Origin of the sequence: Iodidimonas gelatinilytica, from assembly GCF_008579125.1 — a bacterium.
In the GTDB taxonomy this organism is placed as follows: domain Bacteria; phylum Pseudomonadota; class Alphaproteobacteria; order Sphingomonadales; family Rhodothalassiaceae; genus Iodidimonas; species Iodidimonas muriae.
Genome location: NZ_BKCL01000002.1, coordinates 247980 through 270150, shown reverse-complemented (window position 1 = coordinate 270150; position 22171 = coordinate 247980). Strand labels below are relative to the sequence as shown.

The 22171-nt window shown below is 55.6% G+C and carries 24 protein-coding genes and 1 pseudogene; 13 read left to right on the top strand and 12 right to left on the bottom strand.

Annotation, left to right across the window (positions count from 1 at the left end; all coding sequences use genetic code 11):
- Nucleotides 1-40: 40 nt before the first annotated feature.
- The 10 genes and pseudogenes from JCM17844_RS14375 to JCM17844_RS04245 form a co-directional block, all read right to left on the bottom strand.
- Complete coding sequence (locus JCM17844_RS14375; RefSeq protein ID WP_210431339.1) at nucleotides 41-763, bottom strand: FAD-binding oxidoreductase; 723 nt, start codon at nucleotides 761-763, stop codon at nucleotides 41-43.
- A gap of 121 nt (nucleotides 764-884) precedes the next feature.
- Nucleotides 885-1301, bottom strand: coding sequence for an FAD-binding oxidoreductase (locus JCM17844_RS14370; protein WP_210431338.1), 417 nt, complete (start codon nucleotides 1299-1301; stop codon nucleotides 885-887).
- A gap of 32 nt (nucleotides 1302-1333) precedes the next feature.
- Nucleotides 1334-1471: a hypothetical protein gene (locus tag JCM17844_RS14365; protein WP_210431337.1), complete on the bottom strand. Its 138-nt coding sequence runs from the start codon at nucleotides 1469-1471 to the stop codon at nucleotides 1334-1336.
- A gap of 31 nt (nucleotides 1472-1502) precedes the next feature.
- On the bottom strand, nucleotides 1503-2567 hold the full coding sequence (locus tag JCM17844_RS04275) for an NAD-dependent epimerase (RefSeq protein WP_149999819.1): 1065 nt from the start codon (nucleotides 2565-2567) through the stop codon (nucleotides 1503-1505).
- A 30-nt stretch (nucleotides 2568-2597) separates the two neighbouring features.
- Nucleotides 2598-3871 (bottom strand): annotated as a pseudogene (gene tviB, locus JCM17844_RS04270) (Vi polysaccharide biosynthesis UDP-N-acetylglucosamine C-6 dehydrogenase TviB).
- Between the two features lie 101 nt (nucleotides 3872-3972).
- The gene (locus tag JCM17844_RS17135) at nucleotides 3973-4152 is read right to left on the bottom strand and encodes an AMP-binding enzyme (protein WP_371864740.1); all 180 of its coding nucleotides are present in this window, start codon (nucleotides 4150-4152) and stop codon (nucleotides 3973-3975) included.
- A complete protein-coding gene (locus JCM17844_RS04260; protein WP_210431335.1) occupies nucleotides 4112-5716 on the bottom strand; it encodes an AMP-binding protein in 1605 nt (534 codons plus the stop codon). The genes JCM17844_RS17135 and JCM17844_RS04260 overlap by 41 nt, the downstream gene beginning before the upstream one ends.
- A gap of 115 nt (nucleotides 5717-5831) precedes the next feature.
- Nucleotides 5832-6173, bottom strand: a complete 342-nt coding sequence (locus JCM17844_RS04255) for an energy transducer TonB (protein WP_210431334.1) — start codon at nucleotides 6171-6173, stop codon at nucleotides 5832-5834.
- A 21-nt stretch (nucleotides 6174-6194) separates the two neighbouring features.
- Nucleotides 6195-6563: an antibiotic biosynthesis monooxygenase family protein gene (locus JCM17844_RS04250; protein ID WP_149999815.1), complete on the bottom strand. Its 369-nt coding sequence runs from the start codon at nucleotides 6561-6563 to the stop codon at nucleotides 6195-6197.
- Nucleotides 6564-6683: 120 nt separating this feature from the next.
- On the bottom strand, nucleotides 6684-7112 hold the full coding sequence (locus JCM17844_RS04245) for a hypothetical protein (RefSeq protein ID WP_149999814.1): 429 nt from the start codon (nucleotides 7110-7112) through the stop codon (nucleotides 6684-6686).
- A gap of 178 nt (nucleotides 7113-7290) precedes the next feature.
- Between JCM17844_RS04245 and JCM17844_RS04240 the strand changes: the two genes are divergently transcribed.
- From JCM17844_RS04240 to JCM17844_RS04225, 4 genes are all read left to right on the top strand, one after another.
- Complete coding sequence (locus JCM17844_RS04240) at nucleotides 7291-7962, top strand: J domain-containing protein (protein WP_149999813.1); 672 nt, start codon at nucleotides 7291-7293, stop codon at nucleotides 7960-7962.
- Nucleotides 7963-8069: 107 nt separating this feature from the next.
- Entirely contained in the window at nucleotides 8070-8834 is a 765-nt protein-coding gene (locus JCM17844_RS04235; RefSeq protein ID WP_149999812.1) for an N-acetylmuramoyl-L-alanine amidase, read from the top strand.
- Between the two features lie 206 nt (nucleotides 8835-9040).
- Nucleotides 9041-9829 (top strand): tetratricopeptide repeat protein, encoded by a 789-nt coding sequence (locus tag JCM17844_RS04230; protein ID WP_149999811.1) that lies wholly within the window; start codon nucleotides 9041-9043, stop codon nucleotides 9827-9829.
- Nucleotides 9775-10143, top strand: coding sequence for a hypothetical protein (locus tag JCM17844_RS04225; protein ID WP_210431333.1), 369 nt, complete (start codon nucleotides 9775-9777; stop codon nucleotides 10141-10143). The genes JCM17844_RS04230 and JCM17844_RS04225 overlap by 55 nt, the downstream gene beginning before the upstream one ends.
- A 26-nt stretch (nucleotides 10144-10169) precedes the next feature.
- Here JCM17844_RS04225 and JCM17844_RS04220 read toward each other — a convergent pair whose 3' ends face one another.
- Complete coding sequence (locus JCM17844_RS04220) at nucleotides 10170-10775, bottom strand: nitroreductase family protein (RefSeq protein ID WP_149999809.1); 606 nt, start codon at nucleotides 10773-10775, stop codon at nucleotides 10170-10172.
- Between the two features lie 126 nt (nucleotides 10776-10901).
- Between JCM17844_RS04220 and JCM17844_RS04215 the strand changes: the two genes are divergently transcribed.
- From JCM17844_RS04215 to htpG, 9 genes are all read left to right on the top strand, one after another.
- Nucleotides 10902-12164 (top strand): PQQ-dependent sugar dehydrogenase, encoded by a 1263-nt coding sequence (locus JCM17844_RS04215; protein ID WP_210431332.1) that lies wholly within the window; start codon nucleotides 10902-10904, stop codon nucleotides 12162-12164.
- Complete coding sequence (locus JCM17844_RS04210) at nucleotides 12151-12552, top strand: c-type cytochrome (protein ID WP_210431331.1); 402 nt, start codon at nucleotides 12151-12153, stop codon at nucleotides 12550-12552. Before JCM17844_RS04215 ends, JCM17844_RS04210 begins: the two co-directional genes overlap by 14 nt.
- A 344-nt stretch (nucleotides 12553-12896) precedes the next feature.
- On the top strand, nucleotides 12897-13532 hold the full coding sequence (locus JCM17844_RS04205) for a head GIN domain-containing protein (RefSeq protein ID WP_149999806.1): 636 nt from the start codon (nucleotides 12897-12899) through the stop codon (nucleotides 13530-13532).
- A 115-nt stretch (nucleotides 13533-13647) separates the two neighbouring features.
- The gene (locus JCM17844_RS04200) at nucleotides 13648-14334 is read left to right on the top strand and encodes a glutathione S-transferase family protein (RefSeq protein WP_149999805.1); all 687 of its coding nucleotides are present in this window, start codon (nucleotides 13648-13650) and stop codon (nucleotides 14332-14334) included.
- Between the two features lie 123 nt (nucleotides 14335-14457).
- Nucleotides 14458-15444, top strand: coding sequence for an ABC transporter ATP-binding protein (locus JCM17844_RS04195; protein WP_210431330.1), 987 nt, complete (start codon nucleotides 14458-14460; stop codon nucleotides 15442-15444).
- A complete protein-coding gene (locus JCM17844_RS04190; RefSeq protein WP_149999804.1) occupies nucleotides 15441-16181 on the top strand; it encodes an ABC transporter permease subunit in 741 nt (246 codons plus the stop codon). The genes JCM17844_RS04195 and JCM17844_RS04190 overlap by 4 nt, the downstream gene beginning before the upstream one ends.
- 1 nt (nucleotide 16182) lies before the next feature.
- Nucleotides 16183-18096 carry a GldG family protein gene (locus JCM17844_RS04185; protein ID WP_149999803.1) on the top strand — a complete coding sequence of 638 codons (1914 nt, stop codon included), beginning with the start codon at nucleotides 16183-16185 and terminating at the stop codon, nucleotides 18094-18096.
- Nucleotides 18093-19157: a DUF4340 domain-containing protein gene (locus tag JCM17844_RS04180; RefSeq protein ID WP_210431329.1), complete on the top strand. Its 1065-nt coding sequence runs from the start codon at nucleotides 18093-18095 to the stop codon at nucleotides 19155-19157. The genes JCM17844_RS04185 and JCM17844_RS04180 overlap by 4 nt, the downstream gene beginning before the upstream one ends.
- Before the next feature lie 111 nt (nucleotides 19158-19268).
- The gene (htpG, locus tag JCM17844_RS04175; protein ID WP_149999801.1) at nucleotides 19269-21185 is read left to right on the top strand and encodes a molecular chaperone HtpG; all 1917 of its coding nucleotides are present in this window, start codon (nucleotides 19269-19271) and stop codon (nucleotides 21183-21185) included.
- Nucleotides 21186-21357: 172 nt separating this feature from the next.
- On the opposite strand, the gene JCM17844_RS04170 is transcribed toward htpG, so the two are convergent.
- Nucleotides 21358-22152 (bottom strand): cytochrome c1, encoded by a 795-nt coding sequence (locus JCM17844_RS04170; protein ID WP_149999800.1) that lies wholly within the window; start codon nucleotides 22150-22152, stop codon nucleotides 21358-21360.
- Between the last annotated feature and the right edge of the window lie 19 nt (nucleotides 22153-22171).

The window sequence follows — 22171 nt, the reverse complement described above, 5'->3', positions numbered from 1 at the left end:
AGGCTTTTGCTACACTGGCCCGCACCATGATACAAGCGGCTCAATGGCCGGGCATGGCCAGAATACGTCCGGGATTGAGAATATTATTGGGATCGAGCGCCGTTTTTATCCGGCGCATGGCCGCAAGGGCCGCCGGGTCTTTATAACGCTCAAGATCCCCCACCTTCATCCGACCAATGCCATGTTCCGCAGAAATCGAACCGCCCATCTCCACCGTAAGGTCATGCACCATACGGCTGATGTCAGCCCAGCAGTCCAGAAACGCCGCCTTGTCTGCCCCTTCGGGCTGGGTGAAATTGGCATGCAGATTACCGTCGCCCAAATGCCCGAAAATACAAGGGCGAATCCCCGGCACCCGGTGCGCCAACTGCTCTGTCACCTGCTGGATAAATTGGGGAATTCTGGATTGCGGCAAAGAAAGATCGTGCTTGATGGACCCGCCCGCATATTTTTGCGCCTCGGACAATGAATGACGCAACCGCCACAGCCCTTCCGCCTGTTCTTCGCTTGCCGCCACCACCGCATCTTGCACCATGCCCTTTTCATGGGCCGATGCCAGCGCCCGTTCCAAAACCGGGTCAAGCTCTTCCGCCTGATTGCTGGAGGCCAATTCCATCAGCACATACCACGGATAGGCCGTTTCCATAGGATCCCGGCACCGGGGCATATGGCAGCTCACCAGTTCCAGCCCGAACCGCGGGATCAGCTCGAATGCGATCAACCGGTCCCCACTGGCCATCTGCATATGGGCCAGCAATGCCAAGCATCCGCCACATCCTTCAGGCCCGCAAAAGCAACCGCATGGCGGTGCAAGGCCGGATATAGTTTCAGCGTCGCCGCTGTGACCACCCCCAATGTGCCTTCAGCCCCGCACAAAAGCGACTTCAGATCATAGCCGGTATTGTCTTTATGAAGCGCGTAAGCCCGTGATAAATCTCACCGGTGGGAAGCACCGCTTCCAGCCCCAAAATCAGGCTTCGCATGGTGCCATATTTCAGCACATGCACCCCGCCCGCATTGGTAGAGATCGCACCGCCGATGGTTGCCGTACCTTCAGAGGCAAGGCTTAAAGGAAACAGACGATCACGGGCTTTGGCCATTTCCTGTACGGCTTGCAGGGTTACCCCCGCTTCAACGCCAAGCGAAAATCCATCCCCCGAAACATCATCGCGCACGGCAGCCATGCGCTTTAAAGAGAGCAACACTTCACCGCCGCCCGCATCGGGCACGCCCCCCCCCACAAGACCGGTATTGCCGCCTTGCACCACCAGCGGCACATGACGATCATTGGCCACGTGCACAATGCGGGCCACCGCCTCGGTGTTAACGGGCTTTAACAGGAGCGGCGATCTGCTTGATAGCGGTCGCGCCATTCAACCAGATGCGGCGCGATTTCATCCGCATTGGTGGACCAGCTTTTGTCATCCAAAACCGCCTTGAAGGCAGCCATATCATCGGGGCGAATGGTCATGGAACAAGAGTGGGTCTTTTTAACCGCTCACTCAAGCCCCATAATAGCTGCGATACCAATCGACAAAGCGCTTCACGCCCTCTTCCACCGGGGTATCGGGGCGATAGCCGGTGATCGCCACAAGGCTGGAGACATCGGCATAGGTATCGGGCACATCTCCGGGCTGCAAAGGCAGCAGATTTTTCTGCGCCTCCTTGCCCAACGCCTCTTCCAGAAGACCGATATAGCGCATCAGTTCCACCGGCCGTTCATTGCCGATATTGAACACCCGCCACGGCGCTTTAGAGCTATCTGAGGCGGGATTGTCACTATCCCAATCCGGATCGGGCCGGGCCACATGATCCAATGAAGCCACCACGCCTTTGACGATATCGTCGATATAGGTGAAATCCCGTTTGTGATGGCCGTAATTGAACACATCGATGGGCTGGTCTTCCAAAATCGCTTTGGTGAATTTAAACAGCGCCATATCGGGCCGCCCCCACGGGCCATAGACCGTGAAAAAGCGCAAGCCGGTGGTGGGCAAAGCAAATAAATGCGAATAGCTATGCGCCATCAACTCATTGGCGCGTTTGGTCGCCCCATAAAAAGCGACAGGATGGTCCGCCGGTTCCGAAACCGTGAAGGGAATATGGGTATTGGATCCATAAACCGAGCTGGTGGAGGCATAGACCAGATGCTCCACCTTATGATTGCGGCACCCTTCCAGCACCGTCAGAAAGCCGGTGATATTGCTATCCACATAGGCAAAGGGATCATCGATGGAATAGCGCACACCCGCTTGCGCCGCCAGATGCACCACCCGATCGAACTTTTCCTCCGCAAACAAGGCTGCCATGCCATCCCGATCCGCCAGATCCAGCTTCCGGAAGGTGAAACGGCCCACCGGCTTTTCTGTGCGTATTTCGGGATAAATATCGTCATTCAACCGACCATCGCAAAAAGCGGCGATCCTATCCAGCCGCTTTTGCTTCAATGTTGGGTCGTAATAATCATTCAGATTATCCAAGCCCACCACATCATCGCCACGCGCCAAAAGATAAAGCGACACATGACTGCCAATAAAGCCAGCGGCACCGGTTACCAGAATTTTCAAAAGCCTATTCCCTGCTCTTTCGCCAGACCGTTACAATCGGGCGTCCACCTGATCTCTGGGCAATACCGACTTGATATCATAAAGCACAGCACCGGGCCGACCCAAGGCCCGGATGGCATCTGCCCCCATGGTGATGAACTGATGATGGGCCACGGCCAGCACCACAGCATCATAATCATCGCCCAATTCGCTCAAAGGCGTAACACCACATTCCCGTGTGGCTTCATCCCGATCGACCCAAGGGTCATAGACCGAAACATCCGCGCCATAGCTGGTCAGTTCGGTCACGATGTCCACAACCCGCGTATTGCGCAGATCGGGGCAATTTTCCTTGAAGGTCAGCCCCAGAACCAGCACTTTTGCGCCAGATACCGGCACCTTGCGGTGGATCATCTTCTTGATAATCTCGCCGGCGATATAACGCCCCATGCCATCATTGATGCGCCGGCCGGCCAAAATCACTTCCGGATGGTGGCGCACCTCTTCGGCTTTATAGGTGAGATAATAAGGGTCAACGCCGATGCAATGCCCCCCCACAAGGCCGGGCCTGAACGGCAAGAAATTCCATTTGGTGCCCGCGGCTTCCAACACTTCCAGCGTATCGATGCCCAGCTTGTTGAAAATCACCGCCAGTTCATTCACCAATGCGATATTGAGATCCCGCTGGGTGTTCTCGATCACTTTGGCAGCTTCCGCCACGCGGATCGAACTGGCCCGATGGGTTCCCGCCTCGATGATCATTTTATAAAGCGCATCCACAAAGTCCGCCGCTTGCGGTGTGGAGCCCGATGTCACCTTCACGATCGAATGCAGACGATGGTCCTTATCGCCGGGATTGATGCGCTCGGGGCTATAACCGCAGAAAAAGTCGTCTTTATATTCAAGACCGGACACCCGCTCCAATATCGGCACGCACACTTCTTCGGTAGCGCCGGGATAAACGGTGGATTCGTAAATCACCAAATCGCCCGGTTTCAGGATCTGGCCGATGCTTTCGCTGGCTTGATCAAAGGGGTAAGGTCCGGACGGAGATGGGAATCGATCGGCGTGGGAACCGTAACGATAAACACCGTGCAATCGCGGATATCATCCAGATCACTGGTGAAACGCAACAGAGCAGCAGACGACAGTTCCTCTGCCGTTGCCTCCAAAGTAGCATCATGCCCGGCTTTCAGCTCCGCAACCCGGTGCTTGTTGATATCATAGCCCACCGTTTCGACGCGGCGTCCAAAGGCCACAGCCAATGGCAATCCCACATATCCCAACCCGATGATGGCGAGTTTCACTTGTTCCGGCGACTGCATGCCTGTTTTAAATCCCGTTCCGCAAAGAAAACCTAAGTGCGGCGAACATTAGGTAGCTGAAAGAACGGGATCAAGCGCAATCGCCAAAAATCGCCCGATCTTCACTGCCTTTTATCTACACCAAAGTGCTGTCTTGCCTCTTCACGCAGCGCGCGGCGCAATAATTTCCCCACCGGAGATTTGGGAAGCTCCTCAACCAGCACATAATGACGGGGACGTTTGTAATTGGTCAAATGGTCTTCACAATGGCGGCGGATATCGTCTTCCCCAAGCCCCGCCACACGCGGCACAACATAAGCCACCGGCGCTTCCCCCCGTACGATCGTCCAGAACGCCCACCACGGCGGCTTCCAAAACAGCGTCATGGCTTTGGATCACCTCTTCGATATCCGAAGGATAAACATTGAAGCCCGAAACGATCAGCATATCTTTCTTACGATCAAGAATGGTCAAAAAGCCATCCTCATCCAAACTCCCAATATCGCCGGTATAAAGCCAGCCATCACGGATCGTCTCTTTGGTGGCATCGGGGCGGCCAAGATAGCCGCGCATCACCTGCGGGCCGCGCACCAGAATTTCCCCCGCTTCCCCCGGTGCCAAAATAGTGCCTGCATCATCGACGATGCGGATATCCGTTCCCGGAATGGGCACCCCCACAGTGCCGGGCTTGGCGCTGCCATCAAGGGGAGAGGAAGAAACGATGCACGTGCCTTCGGTCAAGCCATAACCTTCATAGATCTGGCAACCGGTAAGCCTTTCCCAGCGCTGACGTGTGCTCTCGCTCAAAGGAGCCGCGCCGGAAAAACACCAGCGCAAGGACTCCGGCGGATTTTCGGTAAACCATTCCTGCTTCAGCAATTCATTGAACAGCGTGTTGATCCCCGGCAACATGCTGATCTCGAACTGTTCAAACGCCGACCGTAAATTGCTTAAAGGGCGCGGATTGGGGGCCAGCACCATATGGGTGCCCGACCGCATGGCGTGCATTGCCCCGATGGCCAAGGCATAAACATGATAAAGCGGCAAGATCAGCAAGCTGGTTTCCTGCCCTTCGTTAAGGGCCCGCAAACGCGCTCCGTTGAATGTATCTTGCTGGGTGATATTGGCCAATAGATTGCGCTCGGTCAGCTCTGCCCCTTTGGACCGACCGGTGGTGCCACCGGTATATTGGAAGATGGCCACATCATCCAGCTTGCGGTCCGCCGTCAGCACCGCAGCATCACGCCCTGCCTGTTTCTTGTGGCCCCGCTTGATCGCCTCTGCCAAAGAAATGGACGGCACAGCCATAGGCGGAATACGCTTTTGCACATGGCACAGCACCATCTGGATCATCAGGCGTTTGAATGTGGGGAACTGGTCCGCCACCGACAAACGGATCACATGGCGCACATCCGTATCTTTCAGGGATTGGGCCAGTTTATCGCCAAACAGATCAAGAATGAAAAGCGCTTTGGCGCCGGAATCCTTGAGCTGATAATTGGCTTCCGACACGGTATAAAGCGGATTGATGCCGGTAAGGATCAATCCGGCGCGCATCACCGCAAAGGCGGCAACAGGATAGCCCAAAACATTGGGAGCCTGAATGGCCACCACATCGCCGGGCCGCAACCCCAGATCATCGCGTAAAAAAAACGCAAGCGCCGCAGACAAGGTTTCGATTTCGGAAAATCGCAGGCTTGCATGGGCGCCATTGGGCAGGCAGCAGCTATAAGCCAATTGGTCGCCATGTTCGGCACAGGCTCGCTCGATAAGCTCTGCCATGCTGCCGGCCAACAGGCGTTCGGGATGAAAAGGACCAGACGACTGATCGTAATAACGATGCCAGGGTTTTGCCGCTTCGGTCATGGTAAAACACCCTTCCCATTGCTGCGCCATTCCCCGACAGACTAACGTGTAATCAAGACAGAGGATACCGCCGCAAGCGTGAGTATCCCCTCGTCCTTTATCTTATTGCGTCATCTTATTGCGCCAGTTCGAAATTCAGCACCGCTTCCGCTTCGGGGCTGCGCGTGGGACGCCCCATCTTCAAGGCAGGCTGATAGCGCCATTGGGACAAAGCGGCGATGGCGGCAAGCTCGAACACACCCTTGGGCGTGGCCTCGACAATCTGGATATCCACAGGGATACCCTCTTCATTGATGATATATTCCAATACCACACGCCCTTCGATGCCCTGGGCACGGGCCTCTTGCGGATAATCGGGCTGAACACTGGTCACCAGAATGGCATCGCGGGTTTCAAAATGCGTACAGGCCGCAAGGCTCAAAATCGCGGTAAAAACCAGAAAAAATCGCTGCATCATGTCTCTCATTCTAGACCATCCTCACGCAGTATGTTCTGTATGGGGAACATCTTTAGCATAAGCCCGCGTCACTGTGGCAATACGCACATAATAGGCACGATACCAATGCTCTTGCCCATGCGTCTGTGCTACTTTATGGCGGGCATCGGCTTTCCATGCTTTGGCAGACAGCTCATCACGCCAATAACTGACAGTGATCCCGAACCCGTCCCCGTCTCGCGCACTTTCTATACCCAGATAGCCCGGTTGTTCGGCTGCCAAACGGTCCATATCCTCCGCCATCCGCCCATAGCCTTCCGCATCATCCTCCAGATGGCGCAGGCTGGTGAAAATCACCGCCACATAGGGCGGCGCGGCTGTCGAAGCGAAATATCTATCAACCGGTTCCATAGCGGAGCCCTTCCGGTGTGTTCATCGCCAAGCGATCCATAAAAAACGCCGCCGCACAAAATCGCGCGACAGCGTCTGTCATACAAGACCTTTATCCACTTTGCGTGGCAGATGATCCGTTCAGGACGGCAAAGCTCCTGCGCGCAATTTGTTATCCAAAGAGATGCTATCGAAATCGCGCAGGGAAAATTGCAGCCACAAAGCCGCCAGCACCGGAATGGCCGCCCAGAACAGCAGATTGCCATCATAAAGAGCGAGATAAACCTTCCACGCGGAAAGCGTGCTGCCCGCATGCATCAAGAACACCAGAAAATAGCTGTAGGTTTTCATGAAGCCGACCAAAAAGGCGATCAAGACAGCCAATTGCACCAAGCCCAATACCCATGTCATTTCCATCGGCAGGCTGATGCCATAAAATTTGGTAAAAACACCTGCGGTGTGACCGGGGTTCACGAATTTATCCAGCGCCCAGATCCCCATAAAAAGTGTCACGGCAATACGCTGAATAAGCAAAGGCACCGCTGCCTTGTTCATAATTGTGCTGCTCATCATTCATCCTGTTTAAAATGGGCCAAAAAGTGATTATCGTGTGCATCTTTACAAAAACAATGGACAAGCCATCACAAGCTCGTGTCCCAAAACCGCGTTCCCGGTTGGCTCATCATTGCCAGCGCAGTATTGATGGATTTTTCTGGAATCTTAAGCCCTTGGCGAGTAGAGAGAACCTATGTCGATTTGGGAATCTGTCACCTCTGCCGCTTTTGGATTGCTTCGCCGTATCACGGGAAGCGAACCCGATGACATGGCCACACGAAAAATCACCTTCACCATTGGCGTGATTGCTTTATCTGCAAAAATGGCAAAAGCCGATGGACAGGTGACCCAGGACGAGGTCGAGGCCTTTCAGGCTATTTTCAAAGTCCCGGCCCATGAACTGAAAAATGTGGCGCGGGTTTATGATATGGCCAAGCGCGACACAGCCGGTTTCGAGGTTTATGCCCGGCAGGTCGCCGCCCTGTTCACCGACCGCGCCATTGTTTTGGAAGAACTGATCGACGCCTTGTTCTATATCGCCAAGGCCGATGGCAGCGTTCATCCTGCAGAACTGGATTTCCTTAAAAAGGTGGCCACCATATTTGGCTTTTCCGATGCCAAATTCGATTGTCTGGCGGCACGCCATATCGGTCCGGACCGGTCCAGCCCCTATGTGGTTCTGGGCATTGACCCCTCTATTTCCGACGACGACCTAAAAGCAACCTATCGCCGTCTGATTAAAGAAAACCATCCCGACCACCTGATGGCTTTGGGCTTGCCCCGTGAGTTTATTCAGGTGGCAACAGACCGGCTGGCCGCCATCACCGTGGCCTATGAACGGGTACGCGCCCAGCGCAATCAATAACCGCCAAGTCTTGGCCGTGCCACGCCCTGCTTTTCCCGGATGTTGATCATCCCCTTGCGGACGCGTAGAAAAGAAACTCCATAGTATCAAAAGAGGCCCAGGCAGATATGATGGCTTCAGTGCCGGGGATCATCCACCGCCCATCGCCCAATTTTGGTCCCCGTGCCGATAACCGCGCACCGGATATGCTGCTTTTGCACTATACCGGCATGCGCACAGCCCAAGAGGCATTGGCGCGCCTTTGCGACCCCGCCGCACAGGTTTCTGCCCATTATCTGATCGATGAAGACGGCAGCCTTTATAAGCTGGTGGAAGACGACAGACGCGCGTGGCATGCGGGTGTTGCCCATTGGGAAGGGGACCCGGATGTCAACAGCCGCTCCATCGGCATCGAACTGGTCAATCCCGGCCATGAATTTGGCTATCGCCCCTTCCCCGAACCGCAAATCAAACGCCTGATCGCCTTGGCGCATGATCTTTTGGCCCGCTATCCTATCGCCCCTTGGCATATTCTGGGACATTCCGATGTAGCGCCCGCGCGCAAAACCGATCCGGGCGAACTTTTTCCATGGGCACGACTGGCCGAAGAAGGCATCGGCCTGTTTCCATATGTGGCAGACGAGGCAGCACATAGCCTTTCCGACCCGATGGACGCCCCCTGCCACGAAACGATCACCGAGCTGACAGATCTTTTATCCGGCTTTGGCTATGGCTTGCCGCAAAAGAACCAAAACAGCCCCGGCCTTGAAGATATTATCCGCGCTGCCCAGCGTCATTGGACGCCAAAAACCGTAACAGGGGTGGTAAACGCGCCGCTTCTTGCCATTTTAAGAGCCTTATGTGCCATAAAGGCCGCCGCACCATCCGCATAACCAATGCACGATAAACGACAGCCACGCAGGAGTTCCATGATTTCATTTCGCCCGCTTCGTCCCGCCGCCATGAGCCTTGTGGCCGTCCTGACCATGGCTGCCGCCCCTTCGGGGATAGAGCTTCGGCAGGCTCCGGCGTCTTCCGGCTCCCTTATGGCGCAGGCTGAAATAGAACAACAAAGCACCAGCGGCGATCTGGTTCGGCAATGCTTCAAAATCCGAGCCAAAGCTGCACCTTGGCCGCAGCCCTTACCATCACAGCCGAAGAAGAATTGCCCATAGCACGGGTGGATACGCTGATTGCCATTGCCGAAACCTTTGAACGCCTTGGCGATATGAAAAGGGCCGATGCCACCGTGGATTTGGCCAAGCAAGCGGCGGAGGATATTGGCATTTCCATCGGCACCGAGCAGAAAATGGTGCGGATTGTCGGCCCCATGACCGGCGTTGGGCGCACGGAAGAAGCCGTTGAGGCCGCTCATGCGTTGAAAGATCGCTTTTTAAAGGCCGATGCCTTGGGCACCATTGCATTGACCCAGGCCCGCATGGGCAATATGGACGCCGCACAAGCCACATTGGATATGATCGTCGAACCATTGCTCGCCTTGCGCTATGCGGTCCGCATGATCGAGAATTTGGCGGAAAACGGCGTTGACACCAATGCCATTCCGGTTGGGCCATTAACCGAACGCATTCAGGGCATTGAAAATGTCCTTTTGAAAGCCCTTGGCGAAACGCGCCTTGCGGTTATCCAGGCCAAACGCGGCGAAACTGAAGAGGCGATAAAGCTGCGGGATCAAGCGGCTCTTGCGCTGGAAACGCTTAGCCTCAATCACGAACGGGCGCGGATCTATGCCGGACTGGCGCTCGCAGCCATATGCTGGGCGACATGGAAATGTATGAAGATTATGCCAACCGGGCGGCCAATCTGGCCGGCGGTGTGCGTTCGGATTATGATCGCGCCCTTGCCATTGGCGATGCCGTGGCCGCGCTAAGCGTGGGCGGTCATGTGGACCGGGCCATAGACCTTGCCTCCCGCGTGACAGACCTTCGGGCGCAAAGCCGCCTGATCGATCAGCTTTCCCGCCGCTCCTCTGCCCATGCCGCCGTCGCCCCATTGGCCGAACATATCCTGAAAGCCGTGGCCGACCATGATGAACGGTTTGAACGGGATCGGGCGCGGCTGGCGGTGGCACAGGCTTTGGCACGGGTTGAAGCCATCCAAAGCGCCGCTCAGGTGATTGCCGATATCGAAACAGACGACGATCAGGCGCAAGCCTTGGCGGTTCTGGCGCGCGTCTTGAAATAACAATAAGGCATTGGATTGGCGGTCAATCAGCCGTCCAGATCGGCCCGTGTGCGATAATATTGCACAAGGCTGTCAGGGTCTGGACGGGGGCGCTCCGGTGGCTGATCGCCAGCCGAGCCAAAAAACAAAAAGCCGGCGATCTTATCCGCGTCCCCAAGGCCCAGATGCGCCTTCAAGCGCGGGCTATAAGCCGGCCAATCGGTAAGCCATTGCCCCACATAGCCCAGCATATGGGCGGCAATCAGCATAGACATGGCGCTGGCCCCTGCGGACAAATGCTGTTCCCAATCGGGGATTGGTTTCTCCCGTGATGGGCAAGACGCCAGAATAACCAGCCTTGGGGCTTGCACCGCAAATCTTTGCATTTTCGCTGATTGCGCGTCCGACAAGGTTTGGCTTTCCTTGCAAAACGCATCCGAAATGATGTCGGCCAGCGCCTCGCGCGCGGTGCCGCTATAAACGAAAAACCGCCAAGGAGAGAGCTTGCCATGATCGGGCACCCGCATCCCTGCCTTCAAGATCACCGCCATTTCTTCATCCGAAGGCCCCGGCTCTACCATGTCCCGGGTTTTCACCGACCGTCTGCTTAAAAGAACATCAATGGCATCGGGACGGGCAATATTGAGGCACATAGGCTATCCTTCGATCTCTTTTGCTGTTTTTGAAAACTGGCGCTTGAGGATGAAACTCATTAAATAGCGTCTAATCCGTCTGTTTAAAGGAGAATTCGAGATGACGCGCCATGCCCTCCTCGCCTTTTGTGCCTTAAGCTTCTTGGCCCTGTCAGTGCTTCGGCGCAATCACAAGATTGGTCCGCCGCCAGCGGAGAACAGGATGCCACCCTTGGCATTCGCGTTCCCAAAGGCTTCAAAGCAACGGTTTTCGCCGATGATCTGGGAAGAGTGCGCCATCTTGCCGTGCGCGAAGATGGCACGGTTTACGCGTCTCTTTACAGCAAAAACAAAGATGGCTGGCTGATCGCCTTGACAGATGGCGATGGCGATGGCTCAGCCGATGAAATTAACGAATTCGGTTCATTCGGCGGTACCGGCCTCGCCCTTTATAAGGATTGGCTGTATTTCAGTTCCGATACCACCATTGGGCGCTATAAGCTGGGTGAAGCGGCTGTTCCCACAAGCGACGCAGAAATTGTCGTTTCAGGCTTTCTCAGCCAAAACCAGCATGCCACCAAGCCCATGACCTTCGATGATCAGGGCCATATGTATGTCACGGTGGGGGCACCGTCCAATGCCTGCCAGGAACGCGCCCGCACACCGGGCAGCCCCGGCCTTTCTCCCTGCCCGCAGCTTGAGCTTCAAGCCGGTATCTGGCGCTTTGACGCCAATAAGACAGGCCAAAAACACGGGGAAGATGGAGAGCGTTATGCCACCGGCATCCGCAATGGTCTGGCTATGGATTGGAACGCTTCCGCAAATGCGCTTTATTTCATCGGCCATGGCCGCGATCAGTTGCAACAGCTTTTCCCGCAATATTACACGGCAAAGCAAAGTGCCGAATTGCCCGCGGAAGAATTCCACCGCGCCCGGAAAGACGGCAATTATGGCTGGCCCTATAGCTATTGGGATCATCAGCGCGGCGAACGGATGAAAGGGCCGGAATATGGCGGCGATGGAAAGACACCGTCGGAAAATCCCGACTTCATCGCTCCTCTGACCGCCTTCCCCGGCCATTGGGCCCCCAATGATCTGACCTTCTATACGGGCGACGCTTTCCCCGACTATTTCAGGAATGGCGCCTTCATCGCCTTTCATGGCAGCTGGAATCGGGCGCCCTTGCCGCAGCAGGGCTATAATGTGGCCTTCATTCCCATGAATGACGCCGGCGAGATCACCGGCGACTGGTCCATCTTCGCCGATAAATTCAAAGGGGCAGACCCATTGGCAAGCCCGCGTGCGGCCACACATCGCCCCACGGGCCTTGCCGTCGGCCCCGATGGCGCACTTTATGTGGCCGATGATGCCGGTGGCCGCATCTGGAAGATCACCTATGACCACCGCTAAAGCCCTGAGCGCCCTCTTTCTTGCATCTGTATTGGCGGGTCTTTTGCCCGCCAATGCCGAAACCATCACCGGCAAGGCCGTTTATGAGCAACATTGCCTGAGTTGCCATCAAGCCGATGGCGGCGGCGTGCCGATGATGCAGCCGGAATTATGGGGCTCGCGCCGGATCAATGGCCCGGATGCGGCGCTGATCGACTTTGTTCTGGGCGGCAGCGCCAGCCTGCCCGATGAAGAACGCACCTATAGCAATGAAATGCCCGGCTTCGATCATCTAAGCGATGCAGAACTGGCCGCCGTTCTAAGCTATATACGCAGCCGGTTCGAGAATGACGCGCCGGCCATTGCAGCAATAGACATTGCCGCACGAAGATCAGGGGCGCGACAATAAGTATAAAAAACAACCAATTTACGACATTTTAGTACTGTTTTTGTGTTGACATCGCAAGATTGTCGCTTATCCTGATTGTATTACATTCAAGGATGTAATTGCGGTCCCGATGCGAGCTGGCGCTTCGCGCTCTGGGCTTCCGCCTGGAGAATGATGTGCTAGAGCATTCCCCAAACTTTGCCCACCGTGTTCATCACGGTGGGCTTTTTCATAGATGAAACGGCCCGTCCCCGGCCCCTTTTATGGCGATGCGCTGCTCTCTTCACATCCTTATGACGCTGTTGATTATAATGCCTGATTGATATATATCGATCCTACATAAAATATTTGCGAGGAGACGAGCCATGACCATCCACACCAAATCGCTGAGCGCCCTTGGTTGTGCCCTTTTGCTGTCCACCACAGCGCTTGCCGCCCCTGTTACCCAGACCCGCGATGTCCCGTCTTTCACCAAAATCGCCATCAATGGCAGCATTGATGCCGACATCACCGTGGGGCCCAAGCGGTCGGTTGCCATCACCGCCGATGCCGAAGATCAGGATCGCATTAAAACCGAGGTCAGAGGCGATACCCTTGTCATCCGCATGAAGGGCCGTTTCCAGCATAGCGGCGATATGCAGGCCACCATTCAGGTGCCCAAGCTGGAAGGCATTGACATCAATGGTTCATCGGATGCCGTCATCGCCGGAATCGATAGCGAAGACTTTGAAATCAACATCAATGGCTCCGGGGATGTTTCCGCACAGGGGCGCTGTGATGAAGCCGAATATGAAATCAATGGATCGGGCGATATTTCCGCATTCGACTTGGTGTGTAACGACATTGATGTTGAAATCAACGGGTCGGGCGATACCGATGTTTATGCGGAAAAAAGTATCCAGATCTCCATCAGTGGTTCAGGAGACGTGACCGCCAAAGGCAGCCCGAAAGTAAAACATATGCGCAGTTCAGGGTCGGGCAGCTTTCAGATGAAAGACTAAGCATCCTCTTGCTGCCTCAAACGAAGGGATAGCTTAGGACTCCTCTTGCGCGGAGGTGACACTGCGGTCACACTCCGCGCTCGCTATTTTTCGAAAGAGTATGAGGAGTCTCCATATGCGTTTGTTTGAATTGACCGGAAGTGATGCCGAGCTCAGCTTTTCTCCCTTTGTTTGGCGCACCCGCATGGCCCTTGCCCATAAAGGCATCACACCTGAGCGCGTTGCGACGCGCTTTCTGGATAAATCGGCTTTCGCACCCTCTGGCTCCAAAACCGTGCCGGTGATTGAAGACAATGGCGAATGGGTGTCTCAAGCATGGGATATCGCCTGCTATCTGGAAAAAACCTATCCCGATGCACCCTCTCTGTTCGGCGGTCCCCTCGGCATGGGTCAGGCCCGTTTCATAGATAGCTGGGCCGATGCGACCATTCTGAGAGGGTTGTTCCCCATGCTGGCCGCCGATATTTGTGCCTGCCTTGATGCGGAAGACCAAGCCTATTTCCGCTCCACCCGCGAGCCACATCTGGGATGCAGCCTGGAAGAAGCAAAGGCCGGACGCGACAAGGCCGTGATTGCGCTCCGCAAAGCGCTGGACCCCATGCGTGGCACATTGCGCCATCAGCCTTTCTTAGGTGGCGAAACCCCAAGCTATGCGGACTATTCTGTTTTTGGCCCCTTTGTCTGGGCGCATTGCTGCACGGATTTTGCCATTTTGGAAGACGACGACATCATCACCCAATGGCGCGCCCGCATGTTCGATCTGTTCGACGGTCTTGCCCGCACGGCCAAAAGAGCCGTTTGACCCCCTTCACCTCAAGAACACAATGACATAAATAACGGATGCGACCAAAACTGGCGCTGGCGCATAACCGGATCGACGATTCGGTTGTGCGCAGCTTTTCGATCATAAGCAAGGGGTTGCACGATGCACATGGATTGCATGATCAAGGCCCATGAACTGACCAGACGCTTTGGATCATTCGTGGCGGTAGACGGCATTTCTCTGGCCGTTCAAAAGGGCGAAGTTCTGGGTTTTCTTGGGCCGAACGGGGCCGGAAAAACCACCACCATGAAAATCCTGACGGGGTTTCTGCCCGCCACATCGGGGTTGGCGGAGATCTGCGGCCTGAATGTCACCGATCATCCGATCGCTGCGCGCCAAAAGCTGGGCTATCTGCCCGAAGGGGCACCGCTTTATGATGATATGACCGCGGGTGGCTTTTTACAGTTCATTGCCCAAGTGCGGGGATTGTCGGGGATGGCCGCAAAAGAGGCCATTCAAAAGGCCGCACAATCGGTGCATTTGCTGCCGGTGCTTCATCAACCCATTGAAACCCTGTCCAAGGGCTATCGCCGCCGTGTTGGCTTGGCACAGGCGATCTTGCATGATCCCGATGTCCTGATTCTGGACGAGCCCACAGACGGGCTGGACCCCAATCAAAAACATGAAGTCCGCCGCCTGATCGAGCAAATGGCCCCCAACAAGGCCATCCTGATTTCCACCCATGTGCTGGAAGAGGTGGAAGCCCTGTGCTCCCGCCTTATTATCATTGATCGGGGCCGGATCGTTGCCGATGGCACCCCGGCGGATCTCAAGGCACGGTCGCGCTATCATGGGGCCGTGACTTTGGAAGTGTCCACCGATCAGGCCGAAGCTGCCCGCTCTGCCCTTGCGGGGATGGAAGGTTTGACCGATCTTGAGCAGCATGAAAGTGGCGGGCTGACGCGCTTCACCCTTTTCCCAAAAGCAAAAGCGGACCTTCTTGATCCTGCCCGCATGCTATTGGGCGGGCACGGCATCACCATTCGCCAAATTGCGCTGGAAGCGGGACGGATCGACGATGCCTTCCGCGCACTGACCCATTCTGATGCGGCCACCGATGCAGACAGGGCCGAGGAGACAATCGCATGAGCGCCGCCCTGACCAGCGTGTTCAAACGCGAATTCACCAGCTATTTTTCCACACCCGTCGCCATCGTGTTCATTGTTATCTATCTGATGCTATCCGGCGTCTTTACATTTTATGTGGGCGGGTTCTACGAACGCGGGCAAGCGGATCTCAGTGCCTTTTTCACCTATCAACCTTGGCTGTTTTTGTTCCTTATCCCCGCCATTTCCATGCGGCTTTGGGCCGAAGAACGCAAATCCGGCACCATAGAATTGCTGCTCACCCTGCCCGTTGGCACCTGGTCTGCGGTTTTGGGGAAATTTCTGGCGGCCTGGGCCTTGGCTGCTTTAGCACTTATGCTCACCTTTCCCATCTGGATCACCGTCAATTATCTGGGCGATCCCGATAACGGGGTGATTTTGGCAAGCTATCTGGCCGCCCTTTTGATGGCAGGGGGATATCTGGCCATCGGGGCTGCCATGTCCGCCGCCACACGCAATCAGGTGATCGCCTTCGTGCTGGCCATTGCCCTGTGCTTTTTATTCACCGTAAGCGGCCTGCCCATCATTTTGGCCTTTTTTGAAGGTTGGGCACCGGATTGGCTGGCCACATTGGTGGCAGATTTCTCCTTCCTCACGCACTTTTCCACCCTTTCCAAAGGCGTTTTGGAAGCAGCAGATATCCTTTATTTCCTGAGCCTGATAGGGCTTTGGCTCTTTTTGGGCTATCTGATTATCGAACTGAAACGGGAGGATAACTGACATGACCTCACGCCGTTTAAGTTATGTCATCGCAGCACTTCTGGCGGTGATCCTTTTCGGGGCCATCACGGTGATTTTGCCCCGCGGCCTTGCGGGGGCGCGTCTCGATCTTACCCAGGACAAGCTCTATTCCATTTCCCCCAGCACCGAACGGGTATTAGGGGATTTGGACGATCCCATCACCGTGACATATTTCTTTTCCCAATCGGTGGCCCGCGATTATCCGCAGATTTTCACCTATGGTCGCCGCATCCGCGATTTGTTGGCGGAATATGAAGCCCTGTCCGATGGAAAAATCCGCCTAGAGGTGATCGAGCCGGAGCCTTTTTCCGAAAGTGAAGACAGCGCCGTTGCTGCTGGCCTGCAAGGCGTCCCCACCAATAGCGGCGAACAAATCTATATGGGGCTGGTGGCCCGCGATCTCACCGACCGCATGGCCCTTGTGCCGTTTTTCAATCAGGATCGGGCGACATTTTTGGAATATGATCTGACCAAGCTGATCGCCTCGATCGCCCAACCCGACAAGCCCGCTTTGACACTGCTGACCAGCCTGCCCATGATTCCCGGACAATTTGGCGGTTTTGGTGCGCCGGCCCGCCCCGGTTGGGCCATCCATGAACAACTGACCCAACTTTTCGATCTTGGCACGCTGGATGCGGATTTTACGCACATTCCCCAACCCACCGATATTTTGCTGATCGTCCATCCGCCTGAATTAAGCCCCCGCCAGCTATATGCCATCGATCAATTCGTACTTGCTGGCGGTCGCGCCGTAATTTTTGTCGATCCCTTATCGGAAGCGGTGGCCAATGCCCGCCTGCCATCCGCCGCACCGGAAAGCTCGTCGCTTGATCCTTTGTTCGGCGCATGGGGAGTGGATTTGATCGACGATCGTGTTGTGGCCGATGTGGATTTGGCCCAACGGGTCAATATGGGCGATGGCGGCCCCCGCGCCATCAAGGATTTTGCCCTCTGGCTGGCGGCCCGCGCGGAAAATACGGCGACCGACGATCCGGTAACGGCCAATCTGGAGCAGATCAATCTGGCCAGCTCTGGCGCACTTTTGCCCATCGAAGGCAGCTCCGTCCACTTTGAGCCGCTGCTGCAATCCAGCGCGGTTTCGGCCTTGCTGGACAAAGGTGTCGCACGTGGCATGCCAGATCCCGACCATATCATGCGGATGATCGAACCGACCGGCGAACGCTATACCCTGATTGCGCGCCTGAACGGTGACGGCATCAGTGCCTTTCCTGATGGCCCGCCGCCACCGGAAGATAATGGCGAGGCTGAAACGGATCGCCCGGCGGAAGACGAGCCGCCTCATTTGGCCCGCTCCAAAGGCCCCATCAATGTGATCGTGGGCGCCGATAGCGATCTGTTCGATGACCGTTTCTGGGTGCAAGTGCAGGATTTCTTCGGCGAACGCATCCATGTGCCGGTGGCGGACAATGCCAATCTTGTCATCAATGCCATTGACCAATTAAGCGGTTCCGATGCCTTGATCGCTTTGCGCGGACGCGGTGTGACCCAGCGCCCCTTTGACCGCGTGGAGGATATCCGGCGTGCCGCTGAAAGCCGCTTCCGTATGGAAGAAGAACGCTTGCAGGCAGAATTGGCACAAACCGAAGCGCGACTGGCAGATCTGCAAACCGCTCCTTTGGAAGGCGAATTGATGTTCTCGTCCGAGCAGGATGTGGAAATTCAACGCTTCCGCGACCATATGCTGGAAATTCGCAAAGAATTGCGTACTGTACAGCGCAATCTGATCGAAGACATCACGGCACTTGGCGCACGCCTTGCCCTTCTCAATATCGCCCTCATGCCTGCCTTGCTGATTGTGGCCGCCCTTGGGCTTGCCATATGGCGACGCAAGCGCAGCGAATGGGCCCGCCAGTTGCAAAGGTCTGCACCATGACGCAAAAACAAACGTCGATTCTTGGCTTCCTTACATTGTTTGCGGTTTTGGCCGCCCTGTGGCTTTTGTTTGGCGAAAGCCATGATCGCTCTCCACAACAGCAAACGCATCTGCTGCCCAAGCTGTCCGCGCAGATAAATGATGTGGCAAAAATCGAAATATCCGATGCTTTGAACAGCACCCATCTGGTGCGGGAGAATGGCAGTTGGTCCATTGCCGAAAAAAGTGGCCATGAAGCCAACAGCACCCAATTGCGAGCCATTCTGCGTGGGCTGGCGGATGCACAAATCGCTTTGGTGAAAACCGACAATCCCGATCTTTACGAGCGGATCGGCCTTGGTGAAAGCGCCCTTCATCTGGTGTTGAAAGACAAAGCGGATAAGGTGATCGTCGCCCTTGATATTGGCAGGCGCTCTTTTGAAAATCGCAGCTTCATGACCTTTGTGCGCCCCTTGGATGGGGCCCGCAGCTATCTGGTCAGCGGTCTTCCCGAAATCCGCGCTGAGGCGTCCAACTGGCTGGACCCCACACTGTTTTCCATTGAACGTCGGCGCATTGCCCGTATCGACATTCAGCATAACAATGGCGAGACGCTTTCCATCCGCCGCAGCGATCCGCGTTCCTTGTTTGCCATTCAGGATCTTGCAGCCGGCACCAAGGAAAAAGACAGCTTGCCCACCGATATGCTGGCCAATGCCTTCACCGAGATTTTGAGCGAAGATGTACGTCCCGCCGATGAACTCGATGAAACGGAATTGCTCTATACGGCGCACCTGCACAGTTTCGATGGCTTTGTGCTGACCCTGTCCCTTTATGACACCGGCGATGAAACCGGCGATGCGTGGGCCGTGGGCGAAGCCACCGCCCATATTCCCGATGAAGAAGACCTGCCCGATGCCCAGACCGCATTGGATATGTCTCCCGAAACGGAAGCCACGCGTTTTAATCGGCAGCATATGGGCTGGGCTTACCGCCTGCCCGCTTCCAAAGCCATTGCCTTGGGAAAAACGCTCGAAGATCTGGTAGAGAACGCGCCACAAGATCCCGATGACGGGGCTTGACGGTCAACGATCACACACCACTTTCATGTCATTCAATCAATGGCTCCGGCCCGGCCATGATGGCCCATTGCCGGGGCACAGACGCCCTGAGACAAATCAAGAGGACCACGCATGACGCAAGCAGGAACGGCGACCCAGGAACGTCGCGGCTTTGAGGCGGAAGTTTCCCGCCTGTTGCACCTGATGGTGCACTCCGTTTATTCAGACCGGGAAATCTTTCTGCGCGAATTGGTGTCCAACGCATCGGACGCCTGCGACAAGCTGCGCTATGAAGCCATCACCGCCCCCGATCTTTTGAGCAATGGCACCGAACTCGCCATTGCCATCACAGCCGATCCCAAGGCCGGAACCCTGACCATTGCCGATACCGGTATCGGCATGGACCGCGAAGACCTGATCGCCAATCTGGGAACCATCGCCCGCTCTGGAACGGCCGCCTTTCTTGACCGTCTGTCCGGCGATAAATCCAAAGACCTTTCGCTGATCGGCCAGTTTGGTGTGGGCTTTTATTCCAGCTTCATGGTCGCTGATAAAGTGCGGGTCGTCAGCCGCAAGGCAGGCACCGAACAGGCCTATCAATGGGAAAGCGATGGCGAAGGCAGCTACATCATTGACGAAGCCGAAAAGGCAGGCCACGGCACCGAGATTATCCTGCATCTGAAAGACGATGCGAAAGACTTTCTTGAGCGCCCGTGGCTGGAGCGCACCTTACGCAAATATTCCGACCATATTGCGGTGCCCATTTCCCTGAAAGTTTGCGGCACGGAAAAAGATGGCGAAACGGATAAAGCGGAAACGGTCAATTCCGGATCGGCCCTTTGGACCCGTCCGAAATCCGAGCTGAGCGATGACGATTATACGGAATTCTATCGCCATGTGGCCCACAGCCCCGATGAACCGGCGCTGGTGATCCACACAAAAGCGGAAGGCGTGATTTCCTATAGCGCCCTTTTGTTTGTCCCCGGCCAACGGCCTCTGGACCTCTTTGATCCCTCGCGCAAGCCACGGGTGAAGCTCTATGTGAAGCGGGTGTTCATCACCGACGACACGGAAGAGCTGTTGCCCGGTTATCTGCGCTTTCTCAAAGGGGTGGTGGATAGCGAAGATCTGGCCCTCAATATCAGCCGCGAAATGCTGCAAAACAATCCGGTGGTGGCCCGTATTCGCAAGGCCGTGACCAACAAGGTTTTGTCCGAAATAGAGAAGCGGGCCAACAAAGACAAAGACGCTTACGAGAAAATCTGGGAAGCCTTTGGCCCGGTTCTGAAAGAAGGTCTTTATGAAGATGCCGGACGTCGCGACACGTTACTGAAGCTCAGCCGTTTCAAATCCACCCATGGCGATGCTTGGGTGTCTTTGGCCGATTATGTCGGGCGCATGAAAGACAACCAGAAAGCCATTTATTATGTCACGGGGACGGACGCGGAAGCTGTCAAGCGTTCGCCACAACTGGAAGGCTTCCGGGCCCGCGATGTGGAAGTGCTGCTGCTGTCCGATCCGGTGGATGATTTCTGGCTTTCCGCTATTTCCGAATTTGATGGCAAGCCCTTCAAATCGGTCACGCGCGGCGGGTCCGATCTCAAAGACCTGAGCAACAGCGATAGCAACACATCCGACGAGGCCAAATCCGAAGACGACACAGAGGACATGGTGGCCCTGAGCGCCCTTCTGAAGGGCATCTTGGGGGATCAGGTGGCCGATGTACGGTCCTCGGACCGACTGACAGAAACCGCCGCCTGCCTCGTCGCCGACGACAATGGTCTGGATATGCATCTGGAGCGTATTTTGCGCCAGCATAACCAGATGGGCGGGGAAGCGCCGAAAGTGCTGGAGATCAACCCCAAGCATCCCTTGATCAAGGCAATGGACAACCGGAAAGAAGGGGATAATCCCATGGACAGCCTGCGCGACCCGGCATTCCTTCTTCTGGATCAGGCACGGATTCTGGAAGGCGAAACGCCTACCGACCCCGCCGCCTTTGCCAAAAGGCTGGCGCGGTTGATGGAAAAAGGCCTGCCCGCCATTTGAATAGAGCGTGAAAAAACCCATTATGGGGGAGTAACTCGAAAGGCTCCCCCTCGATTTCTTTAGCCCCCGAAAACAATCCAAATCGTCGTCCGTGCCACCGACAGATGCCATAAAAAAGCCCGCGATCCTTATGGAACGCGGGCTTTTCGCATATCAGAACCAATCAGAACGATCAGTCTTTATCCACCAAAGGTGAATGACCATTCTTGACGGGACGCCAGACCCGTTTGTTGGTGAGATAAAGCAGCACCACAAACACCGCCATGAACAACATGAAGGACAATCCCATGGATTTACGATGTTCCATGCTGGGTTCGGCAAGCCATGCCAAAAACACGGTTACATCATGGGCCATCTGGTCAACCGTTGCCGGCGTGCCATCGGCATATTCCACCTGATCATCAAAGATCGGTTGCGGCATAGCGATTTTATGGCCCGCCATATAGGCATTCCAATATTGGCCGGGACGCAATTCCTCGCCAGCAGGGGCTTCTTCATAGCCCGTCAGCAAGGAATAGATATAGGTGCCGCCACCTTCCCGCGCCTTAACAATCACCGACAGATCCGGAGGATAGGCACCGCCATTGGATGCACGCGCCGCATTTTCATTGGGAAATGGCGCGGGCACATAGTCGGACAATTTGCCCGGACGCTGGAACATATCGCCAAATTCGTCGGGCCCATCGGTAATCTGATATTCCGCAGCAATAGCCTTGGCCATTTCCTCGGAATATCCGATGCCTTCCAATGTGCGGAACGCCAAATATTTGGCGCTGTGGCAAGACGAGCAGACTTCGCGGAAAACCTGGAACCCACGTTGGGCAGCGGCCCGATCGAAGGTCCCGAACGGACCTTCATAGCTGAAGTCTACAGTTTTCAGTTCGGTGTCCCCTCCTGCGGCCAAGGCAGAGCCTGAAACCATCAGAGCAGAGGCAAGACCGAGGATCAGCGTGTTCATAATGCGCATATTTTCTCTCCCGGTCCCT